Annotated in this window: 26 protein-coding genes and 1 pseudogene; 13 read left to right on the top strand and 14 right to left on the bottom strand. The window is 63.9% G+C overall.

Features of this window, described 5'->3' with window-relative positions:
- Positions 1-65 precede the first annotated feature (65 nt).
- A complete protein-coding gene (locus D3242_RS31425; protein ID WP_064981811.1) occupies positions 66-1061 on the bottom strand; it encodes an ornithine cyclodeaminase family protein in 996 nt (331 codons plus the stop codon).
- A gap of 131 nt (positions 1062-1192) precedes the next feature.
- On the opposite strand from D3242_RS31425, the gene D3242_RS31420 reads away from it, so the two are divergent.
- Positions 1193-1654: an Lrp/AsnC ligand binding domain-containing protein gene (locus D3242_RS31420; RefSeq protein WP_019859344.1), complete on the top strand. Its 462-nt coding sequence runs from the start codon at positions 1193-1195 to the stop codon at positions 1652-1654.
- A gap of 91 nt (positions 1655-1745) precedes the next feature.
- Here D3242_RS31420 and D3242_RS31415 read toward each other — a convergent pair whose 3' ends face one another.
- Together D3242_RS31415 and gcvA are read right to left on the bottom strand one after the other, a co-directional pair.
- Entirely contained in the window at positions 1746-2255 is a 510-nt protein-coding gene (locus D3242_RS31415; protein WP_064981809.1) for a DUF2867 domain-containing protein, read from the bottom strand.
- 187 nt (positions 2256-2442) lie between these two features.
- Positions 2443-3341 (bottom strand): annotated as a pseudogene (gene gcvA, locus D3242_RS31410) (transcriptional regulator GcvA).
- Between the two features lie 127 nt (positions 3342-3468).
- On the opposite strand from gcvA, the gene D3242_RS31405 reads away from it, so the two are divergent.
- Positions 3469-4173: an SDR family oxidoreductase gene (locus D3242_RS31405; RefSeq protein ID WP_064981807.1), complete on the top strand. Its 705-nt coding sequence runs from the start codon at positions 3469-3471 to the stop codon at positions 4171-4173.
- Positions 4174-4219: 46 nt separating this feature from the next.
- Here the strand turns inward: D3242_RS31405 and D3242_RS34205 are convergent, their stop codons facing one another.
- Positions 4220-4381, bottom strand: a complete 162-nt coding sequence (locus D3242_RS34205; protein ID WP_223217959.1) for a hypothetical protein — start codon at positions 4379-4381, stop codon at positions 4220-4222.
- On the opposite strand from D3242_RS34205, the gene add reads away from it, so the two are divergent.
- Complete coding sequence (gene add / locus D3242_RS31400) at positions 4361-5281, top strand: adenosine deaminase (RefSeq protein ID WP_244839820.1); 921 nt, start codon at positions 4361-4363, stop codon at positions 5279-5281. The genes D3242_RS34205 and add overlap by 21 nt on opposite strands.
- A 39-nt stretch (positions 5282-5320) precedes the next feature.
- On the opposite strand, the gene D3242_RS31395 is transcribed toward add, so the two are convergent.
- From D3242_RS31395 to D3242_RS31385, 4 genes are all read right to left on the bottom strand, one after another.
- On the bottom strand, positions 5321-7018 hold the full coding sequence (locus tag D3242_RS31395; protein ID WP_223217706.1) for a putative bifunctional diguanylate cyclase/phosphodiesterase: 1698 nt from the start codon (positions 7016-7018) through the stop codon (positions 5321-5323).
- A 123-nt stretch (positions 7019-7141) separates the two neighbouring features.
- Positions 7142-7756 carry a hypothetical protein gene (locus D3242_RS34200; protein WP_223217707.1) on the bottom strand — a complete coding sequence of 205 codons (615 nt, stop codon included), beginning with the start codon at positions 7754-7756 and terminating at the stop codon, positions 7142-7144.
- A gap of 162 nt (positions 7757-7918) precedes the next feature.
- Positions 7919-9199 carry a cytochrome-c peroxidase gene (locus tag D3242_RS31390; RefSeq protein ID WP_064981973.1) on the bottom strand — a complete coding sequence of 427 codons (1281 nt, stop codon included), beginning with the start codon at positions 9197-9199 and terminating at the stop codon, positions 7919-7921.
- Positions 9200-9266: 67 nt separating this feature from the next.
- Positions 9267-9749 carry an Lrp/AsnC family transcriptional regulator gene (locus tag D3242_RS31385; protein WP_019859338.1) on the bottom strand — a complete coding sequence of 161 codons (483 nt, stop codon included), beginning with the start codon at positions 9747-9749 and terminating at the stop codon, positions 9267-9269.
- A gap of 110 nt (positions 9750-9859) precedes the next feature.
- Here D3242_RS31385 and D3242_RS31380 point away from each other — a divergent pair, with 110 nt between their 5' ends.
- Positions 9860-10393, top strand: a complete 534-nt coding sequence (locus D3242_RS31380) for an RBBP9/YdeN family alpha/beta hydrolase (protein WP_064981803.1) — start codon at positions 9860-9862, stop codon at positions 10391-10393.
- A gap of 10 nt (positions 10394-10403) precedes the next feature.
- On the opposite strand, the gene D3242_RS31375 is transcribed toward D3242_RS31380, so the two are convergent.
- A complete protein-coding gene (locus D3242_RS31375) occupies positions 10404-10997 on the bottom strand; it encodes a DUF922 domain-containing Zn-dependent protease (protein WP_223217708.1) in 594 nt (197 codons plus the stop codon).
- A 202-nt stretch (positions 10998-11199) separates the two neighbouring features.
- Here D3242_RS31375 and D3242_RS31370 point away from each other — a divergent pair, with 202 nt between their 5' ends.
- The gene (locus D3242_RS31370) at positions 11200-11601 is read left to right on the top strand and encodes a hypothetical protein (RefSeq protein ID WP_064981972.1); all 402 of its coding nucleotides are present in this window, start codon (positions 11200-11202) and stop codon (positions 11599-11601) included.
- A gap of 4 nt (positions 11602-11605) precedes the next feature.
- Here D3242_RS31370 and pdxR read toward each other — a convergent pair whose 3' ends face one another.
- On the bottom strand, positions 11606-13048 hold the full coding sequence (gene pdxR / locus D3242_RS31365) for a MocR-like pyridoxine biosynthesis transcription factor PdxR (protein ID WP_064981800.1): 1443 nt from the start codon (positions 13046-13048) through the stop codon (positions 11606-11608).
- 5 nt (positions 13049-13053) lie between these two features.
- On the opposite strand from pdxR, the gene D3242_RS31360 reads away from it, so the two are divergent.
- The 3 genes from D3242_RS31360 (at position 13054) to D3242_RS31350 (ending at position 15821) form a co-directional block, all read left to right on the top strand.
- Entirely contained in the window at positions 13054-13809 is a 756-nt protein-coding gene (locus D3242_RS31360) for a pyridoxamine 5'-phosphate oxidase family protein (RefSeq protein WP_019859331.1), read from the top strand.
- Between the two features lie 200 nt (positions 13810-14009).
- Positions 14010-14462, top strand: a complete 453-nt coding sequence (locus tag D3242_RS31355) for a GNAT family N-acetyltransferase (protein ID WP_064981798.1) — start codon at positions 14010-14012, stop codon at positions 14460-14462.
- A 171-nt stretch (positions 14463-14633) separates the two neighbouring features.
- A complete protein-coding gene (locus D3242_RS31350) occupies positions 14634-15821 on the top strand; it encodes an aminotransferase-like domain-containing protein (protein WP_064981971.1) in 1188 nt (395 codons plus the stop codon).
- A gap of 23 nt (positions 15822-15844) precedes the next feature.
- Here the strand turns inward: D3242_RS31350 and D3242_RS31345 are convergent, their stop codons facing one another.
- A complete protein-coding gene (locus D3242_RS31345; RefSeq protein ID WP_223217710.1) occupies positions 15845-16099 on the bottom strand; it encodes a hypothetical protein in 255 nt (84 codons plus the stop codon).
- 334 nt (positions 16100-16433) lie between these two features.
- Here D3242_RS31345 and D3242_RS31340 point away from each other — a divergent pair, with 334 nt between their 5' ends.
- The gene (locus tag D3242_RS31340; protein ID WP_064981797.1) at positions 16434-16862 is read left to right on the top strand and encodes a VOC family protein; all 429 of its coding nucleotides are present in this window, start codon (positions 16434-16436) and stop codon (positions 16860-16862) included.
- Between the two features lie 36 nt (positions 16863-16898).
- On the opposite strand, the gene D3242_RS31335 is transcribed toward D3242_RS31340, so the two are convergent.
- Together D3242_RS31335 and D3242_RS31330 are read right to left on the bottom strand one after the other, a co-directional pair.
- Entirely contained in the window at positions 16899-17420 is a 522-nt protein-coding gene (locus D3242_RS31335) for a hypothetical protein (protein WP_064981795.1), read from the bottom strand.
- Positions 17421-17458: 38 nt separating this feature from the next.
- On the bottom strand, positions 17459-18025 hold the full coding sequence (locus D3242_RS31330) for an RNA polymerase sigma factor (RefSeq protein WP_064981794.1): 567 nt from the start codon (positions 18023-18025) through the stop codon (positions 17459-17461).
- 163 nt (positions 18026-18188) lie between these two features.
- Between D3242_RS31330 and D3242_RS31325 the strand changes: the two genes are divergently transcribed.
- From D3242_RS31325 to D3242_RS31315, 3 genes are all read left to right on the top strand, one after another.
- Positions 18189-18806, top strand: a complete 618-nt coding sequence (locus D3242_RS31325; RefSeq protein ID WP_064981792.1) for a C39 family peptidase — start codon at positions 18189-18191, stop codon at positions 18804-18806.
- Positions 18807-18822: 16 nt separating this feature from the next.
- On the top strand, positions 18823-19896 hold the full coding sequence (locus D3242_RS31320) for a D-alanine--D-alanine ligase family protein (RefSeq protein ID WP_064981789.1): 1074 nt from the start codon (positions 18823-18825) through the stop codon (positions 19894-19896).
- A gap of 210 nt (positions 19897-20106) precedes the next feature.
- On the top strand, positions 20107-22083 hold the full coding sequence (locus tag D3242_RS31315) for an AI-2E family transporter (RefSeq protein ID WP_064981787.1): 1977 nt from the start codon (positions 20107-20109) through the stop codon (positions 22081-22083).
- A 96-nt stretch (positions 22084-22179) separates the two neighbouring features.
- Here D3242_RS31315 and D3242_RS31310 read toward each other — a convergent pair whose 3' ends face one another.
- Entirely contained in the window at positions 22180-23664 is a 1485-nt protein-coding gene (locus tag D3242_RS31310) for a hypothetical protein (protein ID WP_147377514.1), read from the bottom strand.
- A 276-nt stretch (positions 23665-23940) separates the two neighbouring features.
- Here D3242_RS31310 and D3242_RS31305 point away from each other — a divergent pair, with 276 nt between their 5' ends.
- Positions 23941-24837 carry an aminoglycoside phosphotransferase family protein gene (locus D3242_RS31305; RefSeq protein WP_171880378.1) on the top strand — a complete coding sequence of 299 codons (897 nt, stop codon included), beginning with the start codon at positions 23941-23943 and terminating at the stop codon, positions 24835-24837.
- Positions 24838-24873 lie beyond the last annotated feature (36 nt).

Here is a 24873-nt window from a genome sequence, read left to right as displayed (position 1 = left end):
CCAAGGGGAGAAATGGCCGGCAGGGCAGTGAGGGCAGCGCTGGCTCCGCTGATCGGCAACGTCCACTACAAGGCCACAGCCCGCCCTAATCCTCGACGAACCGCCTCGCGATAAGCAAGGTCGGCCGCCACCAGGTCCTCCATGGCAACACCCATGGCCTTGTAGACGGTGATCTGGTCGGCGCTGGTCCTTCCCGGCCGCAGCCCAAGCAGCATCTCGCCAAGCTCGGTTCCGGTTTGCGGATCGATGCCATCGAGTTCGCAAGAGCCGACCGGGGTAGGGGCGAAGGCGTCCCTGGTCTCGACGAACAGGCTGGCCCGGCCGACAAGCTCGATCGGCAGTTCGCCGCCGGGCGGGGCGACGCCCACCGACGAGACATGCGTGCCGGGCCGCAGCCATTCGGTGGCGATCACCGGCTGGTAGGAATGCGTGGCCAGGCACACGACATCCGACGAGCGCACCGCGGCCTCCAGATCGCTGACGGCGACGACGCCCGGATGCAGCGCTGCCAGTGCCTGCGCGTCCGCGAACTCCTTCGAGGCAACGCGGATTTCGGTGAAGTCCCGCACCAGCGGCAAAAGGTGCAAGTGCTGGCCGGCCTGCACGCCGGCGCCGACCACCGTTGCCACCCTGGCGTCGCGGCGGGCCAGTTCCCGCACCGAGAGCACGGCCGAGCCGGAGGTGCGCACGGCGGTGATATAGGTGCCGTCCATGACGCAGACCGGCATGCCCGTTTGCGGGTCGAACAGGTGGATGGTGGCGAGATGGCTGGGGATCGCGCGGGCGATGTTGCCTTCGAAGACGTTGACGATCTTCACCGTCAGATGCATGCCCGCCATCCAGGCCGGCATCGCCAGCGAATAGCCGGCTTGCGGAATGTCGAGCTGTGGCCGCGCCGGATTGACGATCTCGCCGCGGGACAATGCCTTGAAGCCCTCCGCCAACGCATCGAGAAGCCGGCGCAGGTCGATGCATGTTTTCACCTCGCCTTCGCTCAGGATGAGCACAGCTGTGTCGCCCTTGGTCTGGGCACTGCGGGTGGTTCGTATGGTCGATGTCATGGGATTTACCTTGGTCGGGTTGCGTTGCCCGCCAACGGTATTGCCACTCGACAGCGTGATGAAATATGCTGTTTTCGCGATTTTTGCGTGATAATCGCGCTATCCGTGGCTGGAAAGTGTGAATTCAAAAAATGGACGATCTCGACCGTATCGACCGCTCGCTGTTGCGCTTGCTGCAGGAGGATGGCCGTCGCACGACGCTCGATCTGGCCCGCCGCGTCGGCCTGTCGCCGACCGGGGCGGCGCAACGCATCAAGCGGCTGTTCGCCGAAGGCTTCATCCGGGCGGTGCGGGCCGTTCTCGACCCGGCCCGGATCGGGCAGGCACAACTCGTCTTCATCGAGGTGCGGCTCGATCATACGGCGCCGCATGTCTTCGACCGCTTCGCCGAGGCGGTTGTGCGGGCGCCCGAGATCATCGAATGCCACATGGTGGTCGGCGGCTTCGACTATCTGGTCAAGGCGCGCATCGCCGATATGGCGATGTTCCAGGATTTCCTGCAGCGGGTGATCCTGCCGCTGCCCGGCGTCAGGGAGACGCATACCTACGCCTCGATCGCCAATGTGAAGCCGGACGCGCTGCTGCCGATCTAGGACGCGGACTCGCTAGCGCCGAGCCGTAGCCTGGACGCTATACGCCCGAAAGCAGACGTACCGAATTTGGTCCAGCCGGCGGCGCGCGACCTCACAGCTCAGATGGCCAGCCCGATCGCTCGGCTCGACGCAAAGACGATTTTACGATCAGGCGATGGAAAGGCGCAATTCCCGCGATATAGGCCCGCCCTCCCAAATGATTGAAGGTCACGACCGTTGTTGCGACAAGTCGACGGCGCAAAGCGGACTCTTCAACCAAAACGGACAAACGGAAGTCGAGATGGCGATCGTCCTCGCCAAGAATAATCTCGTGACGCCGCCGATCGTAGACCCGAAAGAAATCGATCCTGTCGGTCGCAACGTCATCGCGCAACGCAGACGATGTCTTGAGACCAAACCCCGCAACCAAAGTGTCCCTTAGAGCTATTAGCCAGCCGACCCACCGCGCCTGACCCATAAGCATATGGGCGGCGAGGCGCTCGGCGTCGCCGGTCGCATTGCTTGGCAGATCGATCGCGAATGCGTCAGCGAAGCCTGCCTCGGCGTAGAGCGGCCTAAGCGCGGAATGTTGCGGCAAATCGACTCGAGCAACGCGCGTCAAAGATGTTCCGCCCCGGACTGAATGGAAGCGAAGAGCTGGTGCGTTCCAATAGCACGAAAGGGCTCTCCATCAAACGTGTCGAGGAACTTCTGCTGATGACCCTTCCGCGACCTCGGGCAACGTCCGCTCTTCCGCAGCTTGGGGGTGAGCGGACATAAGTCGGCAAGCCGCTTAATGAGTACACGCCCTAGACCGGCGGCCGTTCCCCCGCATCCAGCAGCCATTGCCGCACGGCCTGTGTCGGTTCGGGATGGCGCTGCTTTCTCGGCATGACGACATAAAAATCCTGCGTGCCGCGCATTTCGCCGCTGACCGGCTGGACCAGGCGGCCGGCGGCGAGATCGGCTGCGACGAGGAAGCGGCTGGCCAGCGCTATGCCCTGGCCGGCGATGGCCGCGTCGATGGCGAGGCTGGTCTGGTTGAAGCGCATGCGCTTGAGCTCGGCCGTCATCTTCAGGCCGACCGCCTTTTCCATGAATTCCGGCCACAGATTGTGCGCGTCGTGCAGCAGCACGTGATGCTGGATTTCGGCCGCCGGGATTTCGGCGGTCCCGATAGGCAGCAGGGCCGGGCTGCAGATTGCGATGATCTGCTGGGGAAACAACAGGTCGACGATCAGGCCGGCGCCGAAGGGCGGGCGGCCTTGCCGCACCGCGACGTCGACGCCGTCGGCCTGGAAGCTCGACACGCTCTCGCTGGCTAGCACGCGCAGGTCGACCAGCGGATTGTCGGCCATGAAATCCTGCAGCCTGGGGATCAACCATTTGGTGGCGAAACTCGGCGTCACGCTGATCGTCAGACGTGCCGGTTCGGGGCGCAACAGCTGGGTTGCCTCCGAGATCAGGTCGAAGGCGCGGCGGATGTTGGGCACATAGGCGCGGCCCTGATCGGTCAGCGCCAGGCCGCGCGGCAGCCGCTCGAACAGTTTCGCGCCGAGATGGGTCTCCAGGCCGCGAATGTGCGGGCTACCGCACCTTGCGTGACGTTCAACTCCTCGGCGGCGATGCGGAAGTTGAGATGGCGCGCCGAGGCCTCGAAGGCGCGCAGCGCATTCAATGGCGGCAGGCTGAGGAAGGCTTCGGGCATGCAGGAGTTTTTCTACTGGTTGATTTCAGGCATTCTGGTTCGAACCGGGTGATAAAACCAGTTATATCACCGTCCAAATACCGAAAACACCGGTTGCGGTGCCTGCCAACCCTGAGAGGAAAATCCGATGAGTGTAGAAAAAGTGGCTGTTGTCGTGGCCGGTGGCAGCGGCATGGGGGCGGCGGCGGCCAAGCGCCTGGCGGCGGATGGGTTCAAGATCGCCATTCTCTCCTCCTCGGGCAAGGGCGAGGCCCTGGCCAAGGAGTTGGGCGGGCTCGGCGTCACCGGCTCCAACCAGTCGAATGACGATTTGCAGCGCCTCGCCGACCTGACGCTGGAGCGCTTTGGCCGCATCGACGTGCTGGTCAACAGCGGCGGCCATGGGCCGCGCGCGCCGATCCTGGAGATCACGGACGAGCAGTGGCGCACCGGCATGGATGTCTATCTGATGAACGTCATCCGGCCGGTACGCATCATGGCGCCGCACATGATCAAGCAGAAGGGCGGCGCCATCATCAACATCTCGACTGCCTGGGTGGCCGAGCCGAACGCGATGTTCCCGACGTCCGCCGTGTTCCGCGCCGGAGTGACCGCCTACACCAAGATCTTCGCCAACACTTACGCACCGGACAATGTGCGCATGAACAATGTGCTGCCGGGCTGGATCGACAGCCTGCCGACCGTCGAAGAGCGCCGCGACAACGTTCCGATGCAGCGCTACGGCACATCAGAGGAGGTCGCCGCGACGATTGCGTTCCTGGCTTCGGAAGGGGCGGGCTATATCACCGGCCAGAATATCCGCGTGGATGGGGGTGTTATCCGGGCGCTGTGAAGCTTCGGAGCTCGCCACTCTCGCGGCCCATGCGCAATTCTTTCAATCATTTCTTGAAATAAATCGGTACCAGCCGTTTCATGGTTTGATGCTTCCGGCCAAGAGGGGAGACATCATTGACCGACTTCATCGGATTGCCGAAAGCCGAAGTCACATCCACATCGAGGGCTGCTTCGAGGCCGACGATGTGATCGCGAACTGCGAGCAAGCCGGCATTCCGCTGCGCGCGCCGCGCGACAGGCTGTTCGAAGCCCATGACCTCAAGAGCTTCCTCGAAATGCTCGACTGGTTGTGCGGGACTTTTCGTACCCGCGAGCAACTCGCCACGACGGCCTACAAGTTCGCGCAGCGCATGGGCCGGAGCGGCGTGCGCTACGCCGACGCCATCGTCAACCCGACGCACTGGCCGCACTGGCACAAGGACGTTGCGGGGATGATCGACGCGTTCGATGCGGGTTTCGCGGCCGCCGAACAGGATCGTCACCCGCCGGTCGGGCTTTGCGTCAGCCTGCTTCGCACCCAGTCGGCGGCGGAATCACTCGAGCTGGTGGAGTTGCTGAGCAGGATCAGGCACAGGCGTGTCGTCGGCCTGTCGATCGACGGCAACGAAGCGGCCGCCGGCCGTACCGGCCCACGCTTTGCCGAGGCGTTTCGCCGGGCCGGCGCGGCGGGTTTGCGGCGCACCGTTCATGCCGGCGAGTCGAGCGGCCCGGAAGGGGTTCGCGACGCCATCGAATTGCTGGGCGCCGACCGCATCGACCATGGGGTGCGGGCGATCGAGGACCCGGAACTCGTCGACTTGCTGGCGCGCAAACAGATCCCCCTGGGCATCTGTCCGGTCTCCAATCTGGCGCTCGGCGTCTACCCCTCGCTTGCGCAACATCCGATCGATGCCTTACGCAAGGCCGGCGTCCCGGTTTCGATCAACACCGACGACCCGTCGCTGCTCGACACCACGCTCGAAGCCTCCTACGCCGCCTGCGCCGAGACCTTCGGCTGGGACGACGAGACCATCCGCCATCTCGCCGCGACATCGGTGCAGGCGAGCTACGCCGATCCGGCGCTGAAGGCGCGGATCCTGACCGATCTGGCGGCCTGGCGGAGGTAGCGGCCGCTGCCGATTTTCGCCATCATGCCGTCTGGCTGATTACGCGGTCAGGGCTTCCGGCTGGTCGAATAGCGCATGAAGCTCGGAGACCGGCATAGGGCGGCCAAAATACCAGCCCTGGACATCCGTGCAGCCATTCTCCTTGACCAGCCTGTACTGGTCCTCTGTCTCGACGCCTTCGGCGGTCGTCGTCATGCCAAGCGTGGTGCCGAGTTCGGCGACGGCCTTGACGATCGCCCGGCTTTCGCTGCTCTCGCACATCAGGCTGACGAAGCTGCGGTCGATCTTGATGCGGTTGAACGGGAACGACCTGAGATAGCTCAGCGAGGAGTAGCCGGTGCCGAAATCGTCCATGGCTATGGAGATGCCGAGGTCGCGCAGACTGTACAGCGTGTTCAGCGTGTTTTCGTTGTTCGCCAACAGCACCGACTCGGTGATCTCCAGTTCGAGCCGTGACGGCAGCAGGCCTGAAGCCGCGAGCGCCGCGGCAACCTGAAGCGACAGCCCCTGCTGTTTGAACTGGGCCGGCGAAAGATTGACCGCGACCTTGACGGGGAGGGGCCATTTCACGGCGTCGGCGCAGGCACGCCGCATGATCCACTCGCCGAGCGCGTCGATGGCGCCTGTCTCCTCGGCCAATTGGATGAACTCCGACGGCGGCAGCAGGCCGAGGCGCGGATGGTTCCATCTTACCAGCGCTTCGAAGCCGGTGAGCTGCGAGGTCTTTGCATCGTGCAGCGGTTGATAATGCAGGACGAACTGTTCTTTCTTCACGCCGAGCGCCAGTTCGGACTCGAGTTGGCGCCGCTCCTGCAGCCTTGCGTCCATTCCCGGCTCGAACGACCTGCAGGTCCCGCGCCCCTCCATCTTGGCCTTGTACAAGGCAAGGTCGGCATTGCGGATAAGGGTTTCCGAACTTTGTCCGTCGTCGGGGAAGACGGCGATGCCGATGCTGCCGCCGATGTTGATCTTGTGGCCCTGGATGGAGAATTCGTCGGACAGGGCATGAATGACACGGCTTGCCAGCACGCCGGCCTCGTCGTCGCCGTCGAGCAGGAGCTGAAGGATGACGAACTCGTCCCCGCCAATTCTGGCGACCATGGCGGTTTCGCCGGCATGGTGTTTCAACCGCTTCGCCACCGCGCCGAGAAGCTCATCGCCGACCGGATGGCCGAGCGTGTCGTTGACCGGCTTGAAACGGTCGAGATCGACGCAATGGACGGCCAGCTTCTCGTCGTCCCTGAGGCTTCGCAATGCCTCGTCCATCGTGTCGGCCAGGAGGCCTCGGTTGGGCAGGCCGGTGAGAATGTCATGCGTGGCCAGATGCTGGATCTGGGCGGTGCGCTGCTCGACCCGACGCTCAAGGGTCTCGGCGGCCTCGACCTGCATCGTCATCGTGCGCCCGATAGCGTACCAGCATGCCAGCGCCAGCAGCGTGACCAACGCGACCGCCGCATAACCGGCCAGTTCGAATTCCCTTACGGACTGGACGTCCATGTTGTTGTCGAACCGGCTGTTGGGGAAACCGGCCCAAAGACGCCATGCGCTCCTGGGATCGTTGAGCGAGAGCGGAATGACTTCGGAATAGATCAGATTGGGGTCGGCCGCCGTGAAGGCACGGGAATCCGCCGCCAGGGCCGTCGACATCCTGTGCTGGTCGGATTCAAAACCGTAGCCTGAATTGACGATGACATAGTCGCTGCCCGGCAACAGTTTCCGCAGCGCCGAGGTAAGCATGATCGCCGAGACGGAGCCGCGCAGGCTGCCATCCTGGCCGAAGACCGGGACCGAAAGGATGAAGCCTGAGCGATCGGCGTCATTGCCGGTATGGATGAAATCGGTGTTGTCGCAGGTGATGATCTACTTCGTGCCGATGATCGGCACGTTCAACCCGTCGATGGCGCTCGAATTCGGATAGTTCGTCTTCAGCCAGGCGAGCTGTTTGGCCAGCTCATGGTATTCGTAGGTCTCGATCTCCTCCGGCGGGCGGGTCAGTGCATTCTCGTCCAGCTTCGCCTGTTTGTCGCTGCCGGCGGCATCGGATCTCGCCTTGGCGTTCACGATCAACTGGTCGAACTGGAGGATCGGCTCCTCGAGCTTGCCGGTCGCGGCATCGAAGCGGTCCGGGCTGAAATCCACCGGCAGGAAGTAAACCTCGGAAATGGAGACGTTGTTGGCGAGGTTGTTGTAGATCTGCTGGATCGTCGCGCGGCCCTCATCGCCAAGGTTCGTGCCATGCCGGTCGAGGTTGCGCACGCTCGGCAGATAGCTCAGGGTGCGCACATTCTCGTAGACGGCCCGCAAGGCGTCTTCGACGGTCTTGGCCGTCGCTCTGGAAGCTGCCTGGGAGTTCTCGACATAGCGCTCCTTGGCCAGCGCGAAGTTTCGCTGGGCATCGATATGCAACGCCCCCAGCGTCGCCGCCCCGGTCAACAGGATCACAACAAATCCGGCCGCTCGCCTGAATGCGTTCATCTGCGTCCCACCATCGAGTGACGAGGAATACCGCAAGGCGGTTTAGGAAGCGCTAATGGGATGTGTCTTTCTTTACCGGTCCCAGGCGTTGCGGCGCATCGGATCCGGTAGATCGAGGCACCTTCTTTTCACCGGCGAACAGGCCAAACCGGGTAGGGCGGTTCAGTTCGCTGGCCCCGCCTGCTGGTCGGCGTCGGTAAGCGTGCCCAGGAAGGCGACGATGTCGTCGATTTCGGCGTCGTTGAGCGCCGGTTTGTCGCCGGGCTTTTTGCCGTTGAAGGGTGGATCCTGATTCAAGTTTCCCCAGTAAGCCTTTGGCAGGTCGTCATATTTCCTGACCGTGCCGTCGGCATTCCTGGGATACCAATGGGCCGGATCGGTGTCGCGGCTGGCATAGAAGGCGACCGCGTCGCGCAGCGTGTGCAAGGCGCCATTGTGGAAGAAGCTCTTGCGCAGCGCGACGTTGCGCAGGGTCGGCGTCTTGAACAGGCCGCAATACTCAGTCCGTCCCTTGAAATCGGTGCGCAGCGGGCCGCACAGGCCGAGATCGGCATAGGCGGGGTCGGCATTGGCGGGAAGCGCCGCGTTGCGCGGCACGGCGATAGCGATCAGGCCGAAATCGGTGAATTGCGGCGGCTCGCCGTCATTGGCCGGTTCGCTCAAGTGGCAACTGGCGCAATTGCCCTTGGTCTCGTCCTCGAACAGCGCGCGGCCGCGCAATTCCTGCGCCGTCAGCTCAGCCTTGCCGGCGAGGAAGGCGTCGTAGCGGCTGGAATAGGGGTAGAAGTCGGCAGCGCTCTGCTCGAACGTGCCGAGCGCCTCGGCGGCGGCGTCGAAGGCATCGCTCGCGTGGTCGAACACGTCGTCGCCGAAGGCCGCCTTGAACTCATCGGCATAGGCGGCCTTGCGCAAGGCGGCGGCGACGGCGGCCTCATCCTTGTTGGCCATCTCGAAGGGCGAGAGCAGGGGGATTTTCGCCTGGTCCTTGCCATGGTCGGCGCGGCCGTCCCAGGTCAGGCCGCCGGTCGGACCATTGTCGACGCTCTCGTCGCCCTCGTCCTCGGAATCGTAGAAATGCTCGGTGAAAGAGGGCGCCGCCTGGAGATAGCGCAGCGACGGCACGGCGCGCACGCCCGGTCGGTCGAGGTTTAGACCGCCCATCTCGACCGGATCTGCCGACGCCGGACCGAAGGCGTGGCGCGGGTCATGACATGACGAGCAGGCCTGCTTGCCCGAAGCCGAGAGAGCGGGATCGAAGAACATTTTGCGGCCAAGGGCGGTCAGCGCTTGCGCCCGGGCAAAAGCGTCGGCGCGCGATAGGGGGCCGGGTTGGACGCTGCCGGTTCCGGCGCGAACAAGAGTTGCCGGCAAAGCGATGGCAAAGCCGAACAACGATGCGGCAGCGGCCGCGATCATCAGGCGTTTGCCTCGTCCTGTCGTCATGCGTTCCAGGTCCATTTCGCTGAGCAGTTAGGTTCGCACTGCGACGGATTGATGACTGGTTCGGCGCTTACGAAACCGTGTTCGCGCGGATCAGTTCGCGGCCGATCGGCTTCGGCGTCTCGCTGCGCAGCACCAGTGCCGTGGTGACCGCGCCATGGCGCGCGACGGCGTCGACGATGGTTTCAAGGTGGGCGGGCGAGGGCACGACCACTTTCAGGATGAAGCAATCCTCGCCGGTCAGCCGGTGCACCTCGGTAATCTCGGGCATTTCGGCGAACTGCTTCAGGCAAGGGCGGATGTGCTCATGCGTGGTGCGCACGCGGATGATGGCCATCATGCCGAGGCCAAGGGCGGCCGGGTCGATCACCGCGGTGTAGCCGGCAATGACGCCGCGCTCCTCCAGCCGCTTGACCCGCTCGGAGGTGGCCGGCTGCGACAGGCCGACCCGCCGGCCGAGCTCCGATATGCCGATGCGGCCATTCTCCTGCATGGCCTCGATGATGGCGATGTCGGTCGGGTCGAGCGGCGCGCGCTCATCGCTGGTCCTCATGGTGTCACTTTGAATCCATCGGTAAGGACATGATTTTTCCGATGATTTCCCATTCCCGGTGCCAGCGCAAGACGTCACCATGCACCGGTGATCGATAGGAGCAAGGCGACATGCCGCATTTCATCATCCTGCCGGGGAGCGGCGGTTCCGGCCCGGCGCATTGGCAATCGCGGTGGGAAGACGCCAATCCGGCGATGCGGCGCTTCCGGCCCTCAAGCTGGGACCTGCCCGATTTCACCGACTGGCTGGCGGCTCTGGAGGCCGCGGTGATCGCCGCGCCCGAGCCGCCGGTGCTGGTCGCGCACAGCCTGTCCTGCCTGCTTATCGTGCACTGGCAGAAGATTTCGCAAAGGCCCGTGAAGGCGGCCTTGCTGGTCGGCGTTCCCGATCCGGCGTCGGCGGTCTTTCCCGAATACGGTATGGCTTTCGCCAAACTTCCCGAGGGCAAGCTGCGCTTTGCCTCGCTTGTGGTGACCAGCACCAACGACCCCTATGGTTCGGCGGAGTATGCCGAGGCGCGGGCGACGCAATGGGGCAGCCGCCTGGCCGTGATCGGGCCGTTCGGCCACATCAACGCCGAAAGCGGCCTGGGCGACTGGCCGGAAGGTTTTGCGCTTCTCGACGGGCTGGTGTCCGAGGCTTGAAGGTGGTGGCTCAGCCGCCATTCACCAAAGCGAGGATAAGCTTCTGCAGATTGCCGCCCGGGCCGAGTTCGACGCGGTCGAAATCGCGGCTGGCCTGGCGCTGCGCCTGCGAGAGTGCGGACAGGCGCTTGGTCATCTCGCTCCGGATCTTGCTGCATTTGGGGTCGTCGGCAACCGTCAGGCCGACGGTCGCCGCCTCGATCTTGCGCACCATGTCGACAATGGTGGCGCCATGCACCTTTTCATGGGCACTGACGCCGGCGAGAAAAACCTCCCAGTTCTTCTGGACAGCGGATGGCAGCGGTGAAGTGGGGCTGGGCAAGGTGTAGGTGATGATCAATTTCGGCTTCGCCGACACCAGCACGCAGGCGCCGGCCCGTGCCTGATAGTCCCTGGTCCAGGTCAGCTTGAAATTGGTGTGGGCGATGGCGCGGGCGACGCCGACATTCGGCCCGTTCTCGCCGATCGAGCGATAGAGTTCGGGCCCGGACTGACCCGAAATGGCATAGGTTTCGACCTTCTCGACCGGCTTCCACTGCGCATGGGCGGTGACTGGCAAGGCCACCAGGGCGGCCACCAGAAGACACAGACGAACTCTCGACACAACGCTCTCCAAACCCGGACCAGACGACCTTGCCGCAACGGGCAATGTCACGGGATCGCTTTTCCTATATGCTGGTTGCGGGTGCTGCAATTATCAGGGGGAAGTCATGAAAGCTGGATATCTTGTCGTCGCCGGTGCCGTGGCCGCATTGCAGGCTGCGCAGCCGGCGTTTGCCGCGTCGTGCAGCGGCTGGAGCGCGAAGATGGAGGAAGACGAGGGCGGCAGCGTGCTGACCGCTTCGGTCTGCGGCGGCCCGAAGGGCGACGCGTATCTGATGCTGGCCTGTTTCGACAAGCCGGTGCTGAGCTACGACCTCGGTGCGAGCGGCCAGCAGCTGGAGCCCGGCCTCAGCGGCGCGTTCGATTTCAAGGCCGACGGCAGGACGGTGACCAAGACCCTGCAGCTGGAGGCAATGTACAATTACTTCGTGGTGGACCTGGAGAAAGCCGATCCGCTGCTCGATCTGTTGCGGGGGAAGGGCGATGTGTCTGTCGGTTCGGCCAAGTATGGTTCGAACAGTTTTGCGCTAAAGGGTTCGAAGGGGGCCATCGGCAAGGTGCTGGCGCAGTGCGGGAAGGCGAAGCCTGCCGCTGATGCAGATTGAGCGGCTACCGCATCACCCCGCCCAACCTTACCGCCGCCGCCCTCAATTCCTCATCCGAAAACCCGGAAAAGCCCAGCACTAGCCCATGCTTGGGCGCGCCGTCGATGAACATCGCGGACAGCGCCCGCGCGCCGACCCCTACGGCCTTCGCCGCTTCGACAATCGCCGTGTCCGGCCCGTTGCCCCTTAGCATCGCCATCAGATGCAGCCCCTGCTCGGGCACTGTCACATCGAGCCTGTCGCCGCAATGCGCCTGCAGGCCCGCGGCCAGCACGTCGCGCGCGGCTTGCACGCGGCGGCGCACGCGCCTGAGATGGGCGGCGAAGTGGCCTTCGTTCAACAGGTCGGTCAGCGCGCCCTCGGCCAGCGTCGAGGGGTAACGGTCGGAGCGCGCCCTGATCGCCATGACCGCATCGAGCAACGGCTCCGGCACCACGACATAGCCGATGCGCAGGCCGGGGAAGAGCACTTTGGAGAAGGTCCCGAGATAGGCGACGCGGTTCGCGCCATCCATGCCTTGCAGCGAGGTCAGTGGCGGGCCGGCATAGCGGAACTCGCTGTCGTAATCGTCCTCGATGATCCAGGCATCGTTGCGCCGCGCCCAGTCGAGCAAGGCAAGCCGCCGGCGCATCGTCATCGTCACGCCGAGCGGATATTGATGCGAGGGCGTGACATAGGCCGCGCGCGCCTTTGGGCAGAGACGTTCGCCGATCTCGGGATCGAGCCCTTCGCTATCGACCGGCACGGCGACAATCCTGGCGCCGCTGCCGGCCAGCACTGCGTGCGCCATGGGATAGCAGGGGTTTTCCAGCCACACGGCGTCGCCGGGGCGAAGTGCCGCGCGCGCCAGGAGGTCGAGCCCCTGTTGCGTGCCCGAGGTCAGCAGGATCTGGCCGGCGTCGCAGCGCACGCCGCGCGCGGTCCTGAGATAAGTGGCAATCGCGGTGCGCAGCGCGATGCCGCCGCGCGGATCGCCATAGCGGAAATGCTCGGGGCCGGGGCGGGCGAGGTGGCGCGACAGCAGGATGCGGAACACATCAAGCGTGCGCGGGTCGGACACCGCCACGCCAAGGCCGCAAGGCAGCGAGATGGCGGCGTCGATCTCCGGCGGGCGCGCCTTGACCAGCGTTGTCGGCAAATACGGCACGTCGGGAGCGACGAAGGTGCCGGCGCCGACCTTGGCCACGGCAAAGCCTTCCGAGATCAGCATCTCGAAACAGGCGACCGCCGCCGAGCGCGACAGGCCGAAGCGCTTTGCAAGGTCGCGGGTGGTCGGCAGCTTGGCGCCGGCAGCCAGCGCGCCGGTCTCGATCAGCCGCCTGAGCGCGGCGTAAAGCTCGCGGCTGCGCGGTCCGTCCCCGGGCAGAACCGGGATCAGCGCCGACCAATCCGGCGGATTGGTCTGATTTTTGTTGCTGTGATTGGTTCTTTTCTCGACCAATGCCATGGCGCATGGTTGGCAGACAACAGCCGAGGATGCAAGCCGTGAACGACGTTGCCGCCAGCTTTCCGACCACCAGCCGCAACCGGGTCAAGCGCCTGCATGAGCGCGGCAGCTACGACCATGCGGCCGTCTTCGCGGTGCTGGATGCCGGGCTGCTCTGCCACGTCGCGTACACCTTCGACGGCCAGCCCTATTGCACGCCGACCATCCACTGGCGCGAGGGCGACATGCTCTACTGGCACGGCTCGTCGGCCAGCCGCATGCTGCGCCAATTGCGCGGCGGCACGCCGGCCTGTCTCACCGTGTCGCATCTCGACGGGCTGGTGCTGGCGCGCACCGGCTTCAACCATTCGGCCAACTACCGCTCGGCGATGTGCTTCGGCACCGCGCGGATTGTTGATGAGCCGGAGGAAAAGATGAAGGCGCTGGCCGGCGTCGTCGACCGCTTCTACCCCGGCCGATCAGAAACCTTGCGGCCCATCTCGGCGCAGGAAGCCAAGGCGACCATGGTTATCGGCATGCGTATCGAGGAGGCATCGGCCAAAGTGCGCGCCAAGGGCGTCGCCGACGACGAGGAGGATTATGGTCACCCGGTGTGGGCCGGGGTCATCCCGGTGCGGACCGTGATCGGCGCGGCCGAGCCGTGTCCGAGGCTGCTGCCCGGCATCGAGCGGCCGGGGAATCTGGCTGGGTATGCAGAAGGAGAAGGGCTGGACGCGGCGTTGATGCAGGCGCAGGCGGTGTATGAGGGCGAGGTTAGTTAGCACCTCCACCTTCCCCCCTTGTGGGGGAAGGTGGATCGGCGCGCAGCGCCGAGACGGATGTGGGGTGTTCCAGCGGAGTGAGGCGTCGGCGTTCCCTGGAGCGCCCTCATCCGACCTCGCTTCGCTCGGCCACCTTCTCCCACAAGGGGAGAAGGGAGAGCTCACTTGCCGCCGCCACCGCCTCGCGCTATCCCGGCGCCATGATCACCTTCCGCAAGGCGCAAGCTTCCGACCTGCCGGAAATCGTCGCGATGCTCGCCGACGATCCACTGGGCGCTGCTCGCGAGGATGCCTCCTTGCCGCTGGCCCAGGGCTATCTCAATGCTTTTGCCGCGATCGATGCCGACTCCAATCAACTGCTGGCGGTGGCAGTGGACGGGGCCGAGGTGATCGGTACGTTGCAGATCACCTTTCTTGCCGGGCTGTCGCGCAAGGGCGCCTGGCGCGGGCAGATCGAGGCGGTTCGTGTCGCCAGCCATCGGCGCTCGGGCGGCATCGGCCGGCTGATGCTCGAATGGGCGATCGATCAGTGTCGGTCGCGCGGCTGCAGCCTTGTGCAGCTCACAACCGACAAGGGGCGGGCGGACGCGCACCGTTTCTATGAAAACCTTGGCTTCACCGCCAGCCATATTGGTTACAAGAAGAGCCTCTAGATGCAACTCCGTTCCGCCCCGGCGGCGACTGGCGTATAGCGGCAGGCTTTCAGGCACTATTCAAATTGCCTGACAAAGCGGATATAGGTCAGCTACATTGACCTATATGAAAATCGTCTGGGGAGGCGTGACTTGACCCTTTTGAACCTGTTGGCTTCGCGCTCGTCGCGCATGAAGGCCTCCGAAATCCGCGAGCTGCTGAAGCTGCTCGACCAGCCCGACATCATCTCCTTCGCCGGCGGCATTCCCGATCCGGCGCTGTTTCCGGCCGATGCCATCCGCGATGCCTATGCCGAGGTGCTGGGCGGCGCGGAGGCAGGGGCGGCGCTGCAATACCAGGTGTCGGAAGGTTATTTGCCGCTGCGGCGCTGGATCGCCGGGCAGATGGGCAAGCTCGGCGTCGCCTGCGACGAGGCCAACATCTTCATCACCTCCGGCTCGCAGCAGGCGCTGGATTATCTGGGCAAGCTGTTCCTGTCGCCGGGCGACACCGCGCTGGTGACATGGCCGACCTATCTCGGCGCGCTGCAGGCCTTCAACGCCTATGAGCCGCGCTATGACCGTCTGCGGCCGGAAGGCGGCAACATGACGCCGGACGCCTATCGCGCGGCGGCCGCCGCCCCCACCGGTTCTTCAAGAGGGGGCGGCAAGGTCAAGTTCGCCTATCTGGTGCCCGACTTCGCCAACCCGACCGGCAATACACTCGATCGAAAGCAGCGCGAGGCGGTGCTCGACCTCGCTGGCGAACTCGACATCGCCGTCATCGAGGACGCCGCCTATCGGGCGCTGCGCTATGATGGCGAGGGCGTGCCGCCGATCCTGGCGCTCGATTGCGCGCGCTCTGGCTCTATCGACAAGGCGCGCACGCTCTATTGCGGCTCGTTCTCGAAGATCCTGTCGCCGGGCATGCGCGTCGGCTGGGTGTGCGCGCCGCGTCATGTGGTGGAAAAGCTGGTGCTGATGAAGCAGGCTTCCGACCTGCACAGCCCTTCGATCAACCAGCTGGTCATGCACCGCGTCGCCGAATCCGTGTTCGACGGCCAGGTCGACAAACTTATCGGCGCCTATCGCCAGCGCCGCGACGGCCTGCTGGGCGCGCTCGAAGCCAACATGCCGAAGGGCGTGACCTGGAGCCGGCCGGAAGGCGGCATGTTCGTCTGGGCGACGCTGCCGGAAGGGTCGGACGCCACCGAGCTTTTGGCTCGGTCGGTGAAGGAGGCGCGCGTCGCCTTCGTGCCCGGCAACGCTTTTTACGCCGACGGCACCGGACGCAACACGCTGCGGCTGTCCTTCACGCTGGCCGACCAGCGCGCCGTGGCCGAGGGCATTCCAAGGCTGGCGGCGCTGCTGAAGGGGTAGGCCGGTCAGAGAAGGCGGCATTTCTATGCCGTCACGGTGACCAGATGCTTGAGTATCGCAAGCCTGGTGCGCGCCAGTCTGCGGAGCGGTTTTTCAAAGCGTTCCTCGCCGGCCTCGACGACGAAGATCAATGTCATGAAGTCGAGCATGAACTCGTCTATTGCCGTGTCGACCGCCTGCGACTTGCCCTTGAAGCGTCGCAGCAAGGCGTTTGCTTCCTCGACGTCGCCAACCCCAGCGCTGTCGATAAGCGCTTCCAGTCTCTGAAAACAGTCCAATCGATGTCCCTCCCGCCGCGCCACGAAACTCCGGTTTGATCGGAAAGTTCCCGTCAGGAGAATTTCTCCTGAAAAGAGATCTGCGTGGAACCTCTTTAGCCGACAGGTGTTCCTAGGTGTCTGACCCCCGCAGACATCCGAAGGCCTTTTCAACGAGGCTTTTCAAAGCCCGCCGGTTTCCCCCTCTCCGGCGGGCTTTTCATTTGCAAAGGACCGAAGGGCGGCATTTTTGGCGACGACGCCGGAAGGCAGCGCCTGTCAGTAGCCTGCGCCCGCCCGCATTGACGGCGCCCCAAGCGAATTTAGATTTGGAACATTGCGAGGAGGAATTTTCGTGGAAACCCAGGAACTGCATCGCGGCCGGCTCATCGACCACATCCAGCTGGTGGTGAGGGATCTCGCCGCCAGCCGGCGTTTCTACGAGGCGGTCTTGCAGGTGCTCGGCGTGCCGATCGGCGGGACCGGCGAGGATTATTTCTGGTCCGATGAGCTGTTCATCTCCAGCGGCGACAGCCGGGCAGCACTGGGAAAGCTCACCGGCCGTCACCATCTGGCCTTCCAGGCCAGGGACCACGCGATGGTCGATGCCTTCTACAAGGCCGGGCTGGCGGCCGGCGGCACGGACAATGGCGCGCCGGGCGAGCGGCCCTATCATCCCGGCTATTACGCCGCCTTCCTGCTCGACCCCGACGGCAATAACATCGAGGCCGTCCATCACGGTGCGCACGCGCGCAGCGCCGCTTCGGTGAAGATCACCTTCTAGAGACGGTGCACGAACGGCGCGGCTCGCGAAGCATCGTCATTCCCGCAGGGCACGCATTTCCGTTTCAATCCGTCGAGCCGCGCGGCGGTTCAGGATGATGACCAAAACAAGGAAGGCAAAGGTCGACCCGCCTCCGACCAGCGCGAAGATCGGGCGCGCGGGATTTGTCGCCCATGATCCGAGATAGATCATGACGAACCCCGGCACTATTGGCCCGACATACCAAAGCCAGGCGGATCTCAGCAGGTCGCGCTCATGAGCCAAGCGCTGTTGCAGATGGCCCATTCCACTTGTCGCAAGATCGAATCCGGCACGTGTGCTCTTGCGGAAGATATTCAAGCCCACCAACAGGAGGCCGAGCACCAGCGTTGCAAATCCTGACGCCATGATCCATTCCGCCGACGAGTCGGCTGCCAGGAATGTCACTGCACTGGTGACGAGCAGAAAGGCGGCGGCCATGCCTGCGGAGACATATTCCAAAGTGTTGCGGCGCTTGGTGGTTCGGCTCAAAGCGGCATGTCGCGCCTTGATGTCTTCGAGATTTATGACCGAGGTCATAACAGGTTGTTCCTTCCAGGAAGATTGTGACCGGTTAATCATCGTACTGCCTCCAGAACGACCTGGCCGGCCAGAACGCGCTTGATGCGGCTGATACGCGTCGCCACCGCGCCGGCCGAGAGACCGGAAACCTCCGCGATGGTCGCGGCATCCTCCTCCTCCAGGTAGAGGATCATCACCTGCCGATCGATCGGCTGCAGGCGGTGGAGCATTGCGTGGATCCGGGCCAGCGCAAGCCGGTCGGATACCTCCGTCTCCGGGGAGGGATTCGGGTCAGCGGCGATCTCCGCCGCCGGGTGATCGAGGCCGATCATTCCTTTCAGGCGTCGGGCTCGCCCGATATGATCGGCAGCGACATTGTGTGCCACACGGTAGACCCAGGTGCGCAGCGAGCAGCGCTCATCGAAAGACGTCAGGCTGCGCCAGACCTGCAGATGAATATCCTGCAACAGGTCCTGCCGCTCGATAGGGTTTGCTTCGTATCCAACTGCCAGACGAGCCAACGCGGGACCTAGCTGATCCACCGCCTGGATGTAGAGCCGGTCGACATCCGGTGGCGCGGCCGCTTCGGCACCGCCCCTCTCGTTTTGGTAAAGCATGGTCATGTCAAGGTAGTCGTACCTAAACGAAATTTCTTACAGACCAACCGAAGACTGCGCCGAACCTTCGACGCACTGGCGCACCAGCACCAATTCGAAGCACTGACCAGGTGGCCTTCCTTTTGTCCGACATCCTCGATACGAGATGGAAACCCAGCCGCGGAGTTCCATGGATACATCGCCCGAAACCGTGCCGTTTTTCAGCCAGTGGGAAACGCCTGACATGACGCTGGCCGTGCTCGCCGATGGCGCTGATGTGGCGCTGCGGCGCGATCCGCTGTGGCGGGGGTCGGGAGCGGAAACACCAGACGAATATGCGGTCTGGGCCGCCAACATCTGCGGCATGGCGTGCCTGAAAATGATCCTGGCCACGCGCGGCGAGATCGTGCCGACGATCGACTTGGCGAGACGCTGCACCCGATATGGCGGCTATGTGGTCAACGAAGGCTCGATCAGGGGCCTGATCTACGCGCCCTTCGTCACTTTCGTGAAGGCGGAGTTCGGCCTGGAGGCGCAGGTGATGACCAATGTCGCGACGTCGGACATTCCGGCGATCCTCGCCCGCTCACGCTTCTTCATCGCCTCGGTCAGCAGTTCGATCCGCTGGCCCGAGCGCGAGCCGCCGTCGAAGGGCGGCCATCTGGTGCTGGTGACGGCGGCGTCGGATGATGGTTTTCGCTTCCACAACCCATCCGGCCATACCAGCGCCACACAGGCCAACGCAGTGTTATCGCCAGCCGATTTCGATCGTTTCTTTGCCAATCGCGGCATTGCCGTCACCATTTGATTTCTAAGGGGTTTCAATGACTGAAAAGACCAGGGTCGCCATCCTCTATGGCGGGCGCTCGGCCGAGCATGACGTGTCGCGGCTGTCGGCGGCCAATGTGCTGAAGGCGATCGACCGGACGCGCTACCAGGTGGTGCCGATCGCCATTTCCAGGGATGGCAGATGGCGGCTGCAGCCTTCGTCCGAGGCCGGCGCCGACGGGGCAGGGGCTCCGGTGTCTGAGGATGGCGTGGAGGTAGCCCTGCTGCCAGGCGGCAAGGGCCGGCTGGTGGCTCTCACCGAGAGCGGCGAACAGCCTGACCCTGTCGATGTCGTCTTTCCCGTGCTGCATGGGCCGTTCGGCGAGGACGGTTCGGTGCAAGGCTATGCCGAGGTTGCCGATGTCGCCTATGTCGGCTGCGGCGTCCTGGCTTCCGCCGCCGCCATGGACAAGGATGTCGCCAAGCGGCTGCTACGCGAGGCAGGGCTTGCCGTTGCCCGCTCGGTCACCGTGCGACGCGGCGATGTCGGTTCGTTCCAGGAGATTGCCGGGGCGCTTGGGCTGCCCTTCTTCGCCAAGCCGGCGCGCCAGGGCTCGTCCTTCGGGGTGAGCAAGGTGCATGACAGGGATGGCTTCGAACAGGCCGTCGAAACGGCTTTGCGCTATGACAGCAAGGCGCTGATCGAGGAGTTCGTCGACGGCCGCGAGATCGAGTGTTCGGTGCTGGAGCGGGCCGACGGTTCGCTGACGGTTTCGCCGCCCGGCGAGATCATTCCGGCCGACAAGCATGGGTTCTACACCTACGAAGCGAAGTATTTCGACGCCGACGGCGCGCTGGTCAAGGTGCCCGCCGATGTCCCGGCGGATGTCGTTGCCAGGACGAGCGAGATGGCCGCGCGGGCTTTCCGGGCGCTCGGCTGCGAGGCCATGGCGCGCGTCGACTTCTTCCTGCGCGCCGACGGTTCGCTGCTGGTCAACGAGGTCAACACGCTGCCCGGCTTCACCGACATCTCGATGTACGCCAAGGCGCTGGCGGCGATCGGCATCGGCTACAGTCAGGTGATCGACGTGCTGATCGAGCACGCGCTGGCCAGGCATGCGGCGCGCTGATCGGCTCTGTTCAGCGTCACGCCACGCTTGCCGCCGGCCTTGGCCCGAGAATCCCGATGGGCGGATAAAGGTGCTTCTCGCCAATACCTCGGGCCGTAGGGAACATACTGACCCGCCCGGAATTGAAGGGTAACCAGCGGTCTGCCGGCAAATGTTGCACGCCGGCTCAATATGTCAGACCATGGCCGCTGGCAGGGGGAGAGACATCAAGTGGCGGCCAATCGTCGAAACGGGACGGCGTCCGAGGCGCATGGGCTGGACGATATTCTTGCGGCTGCCGCGCCCCATCCGCGAACCGCGTTGCCCAATGTGGCCACCACCGTCACAACGGTGGCGGCGCTGTATTTCGGCCGCGAGGTGTTCCTGCCGATCGCGATCGCCCTGCTTTTGACGTTCGCGCTGGCGCCGTTTGTCTCGGCGCTCAAACGGGTCGGCATTCCCCGCATCGCCGCCGTCATCGCCAGCGTGCTCAGCGCCTTCGCGGCACTTGCCTTGTTCAGCTTCGTCGTCGCCACGCAGGTCAGCGAACTGGCGCAGAACATTCCGGTCTACCAGACCAACATCCTGGCCAAGATCCGCTCGCTCAAGGAAACCGGCGTCGGCGGCGGTATCATCGCCAGATTGAGCAGCGTGGTCGAGCGTGTCGGCCAGGAGATCGACCGGCAGGACGCCACATTGCCGGCCGCCACCGCGGACAAGCCGCCGCGCGAGCCGGTGCCGGTCGAGATCGTGGCGCGCGAAAGGCCGCTCGAAGTCCTGCAGAACATCGTCGGCCCGCTGATCAGTCCGCTCGGATCGGCCGGACTGATCATCGTCGTCGTCATCTTCATGCTGCTCGAACGGGAGGATTTGCGCGACCGCTTCATCAGGCTTGTCGGCTATGGCGACCTTCACCGCACCACCGAGGCGCTTCAGGATGCAGCCAAGCGGGTGGGCCGCTACCTGCTCATGCAACTGGTCGTCAACATCGTCTACGCCATACCGATTGCGATCGGGCTGTGGATCCTCGGCATTCCCAATGCGCTGTTGTGGGGGATGCTGGCGCTGGCATTGCGGTTCGTTCCCTATATCGGTCCGGCCATCGGCATGCTTTTGCCGCTGTTCCTGGCACTGGCCGTGGCGCCCGGCTGGTCGCTGGTGTTGTGGACTGCTGCCCTGTTCGTGGTGATGGAACTGGTCACGGGCAATGTCGTCGAGCCCTGGCTGTACGGCTCGCGAACCGGGCTGTCGCCGTTGGCGATCATCGTTGCTGCCATCTTCTGGACGTGGCTGTGGGGGCCGCTCGGCCTCGTCCTGTCGACGCCGCTCACCGTCTGCCTCGTGGTGCTTGGCAGGCACGTGCCGCAGTTTGAATTCCTCGACGTGCTGTTCGGCAACGAGCCGGTGCTGGAACCGCATGCTCGGCTCTACCAGCGGCTTCTGGCCGGCGACCCGGACGAGGCCACCGATCATGCCGAGGAAATGCTCGAGGAGAAATATCTGGTCGAATTCTACGACAAGGTGGCCATTCCGGCCCTGCTGCTGGGCGAGCGCGATCGTGTGCGCGGCGTCATGGGCGACCTGCAGCGACGGCAAGTGGCGGCCAGTGCGCTCGCGCTGGTGGCCAATCTCGAAGACGATGCCAAGGAGGAAGCGGCCGAGGACGAAAGCCCGGAAGCGGGCGAGCCCGGCGATGCCGCCGACGAGGACGAGGCCGAACTGCCCGACGGCACCGGCATGTCGCTGCTTTGCGCCGGCGGGCGCGGCGAACTCGACGATGCCGCTGCCGCGATGCTGGCGCAGGTGCTGGAGGTCCAGGGGGCGACCGCGTCGAAGGCCGGATTTGCCGACATGGAACCTGCCAGCATTCGCCGCCTGGAGCTCGAAACCATCGACACAGTGGTGGTCGGCTTCCTCAACCGCGATTCAGTCAAGCACGCCCGCTTCCTGGTCCGCCGGCTGAAGCGCGCGAAGGCGGCGCTACGGGTGGGCATCGTGTTCTGGTCGGAGACCGGCAACGGAGACAAGGAAGCCGCCGACAAGCTCGCCCAGGACATCAACGCGGATTTCGTCGCCCACGGCATGGTCGACGCGGTGACCGGCGCGCTGTCGAACGAGCCGCCGGTGGCGCTGAAGCTCGTCGCCAAACGGCGCATGCGCCGGCCGCGCGCCGCGCCAAGGAAGGTGCCGGCCGCGGCGGCAAGCTAGGGGTGAAAACCGATAGTTGCGAGCGCGCTGGCCCAGGCGGACCTGCCGGCAAAGGCGCTCACAACGGCTTTGCGCGGCATCCCGTCGCCCAGCGGATCATATTCCGGCGATCGGCAGCTCGACCGTGATATTCGGCCGGCGCAACGACCTTTCGCAGCCGCGTATCGGGATGCCTTTCACCGAAAACGTCCGCCGCAAGGTCCCGTCCGACTTCAGAAGCCGATATTCCGATCTCAGTTGCGCATCGCGGCTGAAGCCAAGCGGACTGCTCGGGTCCGGCTTGACGATACTGCGAATTTCATCCTGGTAGTCGGCGATCCCTTCAAGGAGCGCCTTGATTGTCGCGGCAATCTCCGTGCGATCCTCGGGGCGCTCGATCACGGCATCCAGCAGTTCGCCAAGCTTGCGCAACGGCACCTGACGGTCCTGGTTCGCATCGCCATTGCGATAGGCAATCTCGACATCGACCAGGCTGAGAACGGAAACGAACTCTTCCTTGAGCAGGAAAATTCCGACATTCACAGGCTGCGCCGTCGGGTTATGCGCCGTCTTTTCCCTGACGCTCTCGGTTTGCTCGTCAGTCTGGGTGTCCTCTCTCCCGGTTTCTATGCTCTGCTTGCGGGAACGGTTCGTCTCGGACACTTGGGAATCGATGGCGGATGTGGTCGATTCCGCAAAATCCTGTCGAACCTCATTGGTCGATCCGCGCGCATGAACCCGGGCGTCCGCGCTGCCTCCGCCGATTTCGACCGAAGCCTCCCCATGGAAACTCCCTTCGAATCCATAATCATAGTTGTTCGTGCCGGACCTTTTGTCGGCGGTATCCTTGAGCTGCTTGTTGAAATTGTCTTTCGCTTCGCGGTCCTGACTGTCCAACACGGTGGAGGTCAGCTCGTTGCTCGCCGATGTTCGCTTCTTGATGATCACCTTGTAGGTCATCGAGCCGCCGGGCGACAGGCTGATGGAGTCGACCAGATCATCCCGCGCCAGGTCTCCGCGAAAGCTAGCAAGCTGATATTGCTCGACCAGGAAGAGCTGTGGCCGAAGGTCCTCCGGCGCGGGTATGCCGCCCTGCGTAAACGGAACACGCGCCTCCCTGAGCTTCGCCTGAAGCGGAGCCAGCGACATTTGAAAGAAATTGGCCTGGAGAGCCATGTAATTCTGAATCATGCCCGGCTTGATCACTGGAGGTTGTTGGCCAATGACAGCCGGAGGCATGGGGACATTGAGGCCGGGCAGGTCGACGGTTTCTCTGAACGCGGCTGAAGCGCGGAAGATTGCTGGCATCGAAAACCCGAATGGGGTTGTGTCCGGGCCCGGTTCGAATCCGAGCAGCAGGAAGGCCTTCAGCAGTCCGTTCTCGGTCTTCAGGTCTACCGGCGGGATGCCCATCGGATCGGGATTCGGTGCCGCGTTACCGCCCGAGAATCCCACGAAAACATCTCGTTTCAGGCCGAGCGAGATGAACACCGGCTCCGGCCGGAAAGGTACGGAATCCTCGGGGTTGACTTGCACCGATACACTCGGGCCGAGTTGCGTTTCGGCTGCGCCTGGGTCAATTGACGTTTGCTCGTTTGGCATGATCCGTTGCCCCTCCTGTTAACGGGATTCACAAAGCTGCAAAGTTAAATAAACTCGAACATATCTTGTGGGCATATCGATGCGCCTCTGAGACAATATGCCGTGGACTCTTTATACTATATCAGCTGCATTCTTGTCGCCTGTTTCCTCCGAGTGACCTGCTGGCGATGATAGAAGGGCGATTGGAATCTGATCGACACCTGCTTCAACCTTGACGTCAGCTACTGTAGGTCGGTGCTTTTGCCCTTGATGCCGAGCTCGGCAGGATGAGAACTCATGATGCATGACGATCAGGTGGATATCGACATCGATATCGCCCGCCAGATGATCCGCGATCAGTTTCCCCAGTATCGTCATGAGGACGTCACCTCGGTCGGATCGTCGGGAACCGTCAACGCCATCTTCCGCATTGGCTCAAAGAGCGCTGCGCGGTTCCCGCTGCGGGCGATGAAGCCGACCGAATGCGCCGATATGCTTCGTTCGGAGGCCGCCGCCATGGTCGAGATTGGACAGCATTGCCTGTTTCCTACGCCGCAACCGATTGGGCTCGGCCAGCCCGGTCCTCGATATCCAATGCCATGGGCAGTGCAAACGTGGATCGAAGGCGAGGTTGCCACGCCGAACGGGCTCAGTGGATCGGCGATTTTCGCCCTCGACCTTGCAAGCCTCGTGGCGTCGTTGCGCCAGGCGGACACACGGGGCCGACGCTTCGACGGGCAAGGACGTGGCGGACATCTCCCCGATCATGACGATTGGATGGCTGTCTGCTTTGAAAACAGCGAGGGCCTTCTCGATGTGGCTCGACTGCGCGATCTGTGGGCCCGGTTGCGGGAGTTGCCCGCCGCTGAGCCCGTCGTGATGAGCCACAAGGACCTTATCCCGCCAAACCTTCTCGTGCAGGGCGAGCGTCTTGTCGGCGTGCTTGATAGTGGCAGTTTCGGGCCGGCCGATCCGTCGCTGGATCTGGCGGTCGCGTGGCATCTTCTCGACCGCGAGCGAAGGGCGACCTTTCGGAGCGGCCTTCAAGTCGAGGACCTCTTATGGAAGCGCGGTGCTGCCTGGGCGTTCCAGCAGGCCATGGGCCTCGTCTGGTATTACCGTCGCACCAACCCCGCCATGAGTGCGCTGGGGCGCAGCACGCTGTCTCGCATTCTCGACAATCCTGACATCTGAACTCTGGCTGCCGGCGCGCGCCGGGCACGCCGCGGC

This window comes from Mesorhizobium jarvisii (assembly GCF_003601985.1).
Taxonomy (GTDB): Bacteria; Pseudomonadota; Alphaproteobacteria; order Rhizobiales; family Rhizobiaceae; genus Mesorhizobium; species Mesorhizobium jarvisii.
Note: the sequence above shows the minus strand (reverse complement) of the source record. Positions and strands in the feature narration are given on the sequence as shown.

What these genes read in the sequence shown, in the direction of transcription:
- D3242_RS31325 (WP_064981792.1), top strand. Translation starts at nt 18,189, where the DNA reads ATGGATACATCGCCCGAAACCGTGCCGTTTTTCAGCCAGTGGGAAACG.
- D3242_RS31320 (WP_064981789.1), top strand. Translation starts at nt 18,823, where the DNA reads ATGACTGAAAAGACCAGGGTCGCCATCCTCTATGGCGGGCGCTCGGCC.
- D3242_RS31360 (WP_019859331.1), top strand. Translation starts at nt 13,054, where the DNA reads ATGGTTGGCAGACAACAGCCGAGGATGCAAGCCGTGAACGACGTTGCC.
- D3242_RS31420 (WP_019859344.1), top strand. Translation starts at nt 1,193, where the DNA reads ATGGACGATCTCGACCGTATCGACCGCTCGCTGTTGCGCTTGCTGCAG.
- D3242_RS31380 (WP_064981803.1), top strand. Translation starts at nt 9,860, where the DNA reads ATGCCGCATTTCATCATCCTGCCGGGGAGCGGCGGTTCCGGCCCGGCG.
- D3242_RS31310 (WP_147377514.1), bottom strand. Translation starts at nt 23,664, where the DNA reads ATGCCAAACGAGCAAACGTCAATTGACCCAGGCGCAGCCGAAACGCAA.
- D3242_RS31330 (WP_064981794.1), bottom strand. Translation starts at nt 18,025, where the DNA reads ATGACCATGCTTTACCAAAACGAGAGGGGCGGTGCCGAAGCGGCCGCG.
- D3242_RS31425 (WP_064981811.1), bottom strand. Translation starts at nt 1,061, where the DNA reads ATGACATCGACCATACGAACCACCCGCAGTGCCCAGACCAAGGGCGAC.
- D3242_RS31305 (WP_171880378.1), top strand. Translation starts at nt 23,941, where the DNA reads ATGATGCATGACGATCAGGTGGATATCGACATCGATATCGCCCGCCAG.
- D3242_RS31390 (WP_064981973.1), bottom strand. Translation starts at nt 9,199, where the DNA reads ATGACGACAGGACGAGGCAAACGCCTGATGATCGCGGCCGCTGCCGCA.
- D3242_RS31405 (WP_064981807.1), top strand. Translation starts at nt 3,469, where the DNA reads ATGAGTGTAGAAAAAGTGGCTGTTGTCGTGGCCGGTGGCAGCGGCATG.
- D3242_RS31370 (WP_064981972.1), top strand. Translation starts at nt 11,200, where the DNA reads ATGGAGGAAGACGAGGGCGGCAGCGTGCTGACCGCTTCGGTCTGCGGC.
- D3242_RS31355 (WP_064981798.1), top strand. Translation starts at nt 14,010, where the DNA reads ATGATCACCTTCCGCAAGGCGCAAGCTTCCGACCTGCCGGAAATCGTC.
- D3242_RS31335 (WP_064981795.1), bottom strand. Translation starts at nt 17,420, where the DNA reads ATGACCTCGGTCATAAATCTCGAAGACATCAAGGCGCGACATGCCGCT.
- D3242_RS31395 (WP_223217706.1), bottom strand. Translation starts at nt 7,018, where the DNA reads ATGCTTACCTCGGCGCTGCGGAAACTGTTGCCGGGCAGCGACTATGTC.
- D3242_RS31385 (WP_019859338.1), bottom strand. Translation starts at nt 9,749, where the DNA reads ATGAGGACCAGCGATGAGCGCGCGCCGCTCGACCCGACCGACATCGCC.
- D3242_RS31350 (WP_064981971.1), top strand. Translation starts at nt 14,634, where the DNA reads ATGAAGGCCTCCGAAATCCGCGAGCTGCTGAAGCTGCTCGACCAGCCC.
- D3242_RS34200 (WP_223217707.1), bottom strand. Translation starts at nt 7,756, where the DNA reads ATGAACGCATTCAGGCGAGCGGCCGGATTTGTTGTGATCCTGTTGACC.
- pdxR (WP_064981800.1), bottom strand. Translation starts at nt 13,048, where the DNA reads ATGGCATTGGTCGAGAAAAGAACCAATCACAGCAACAAAAATCAGACC.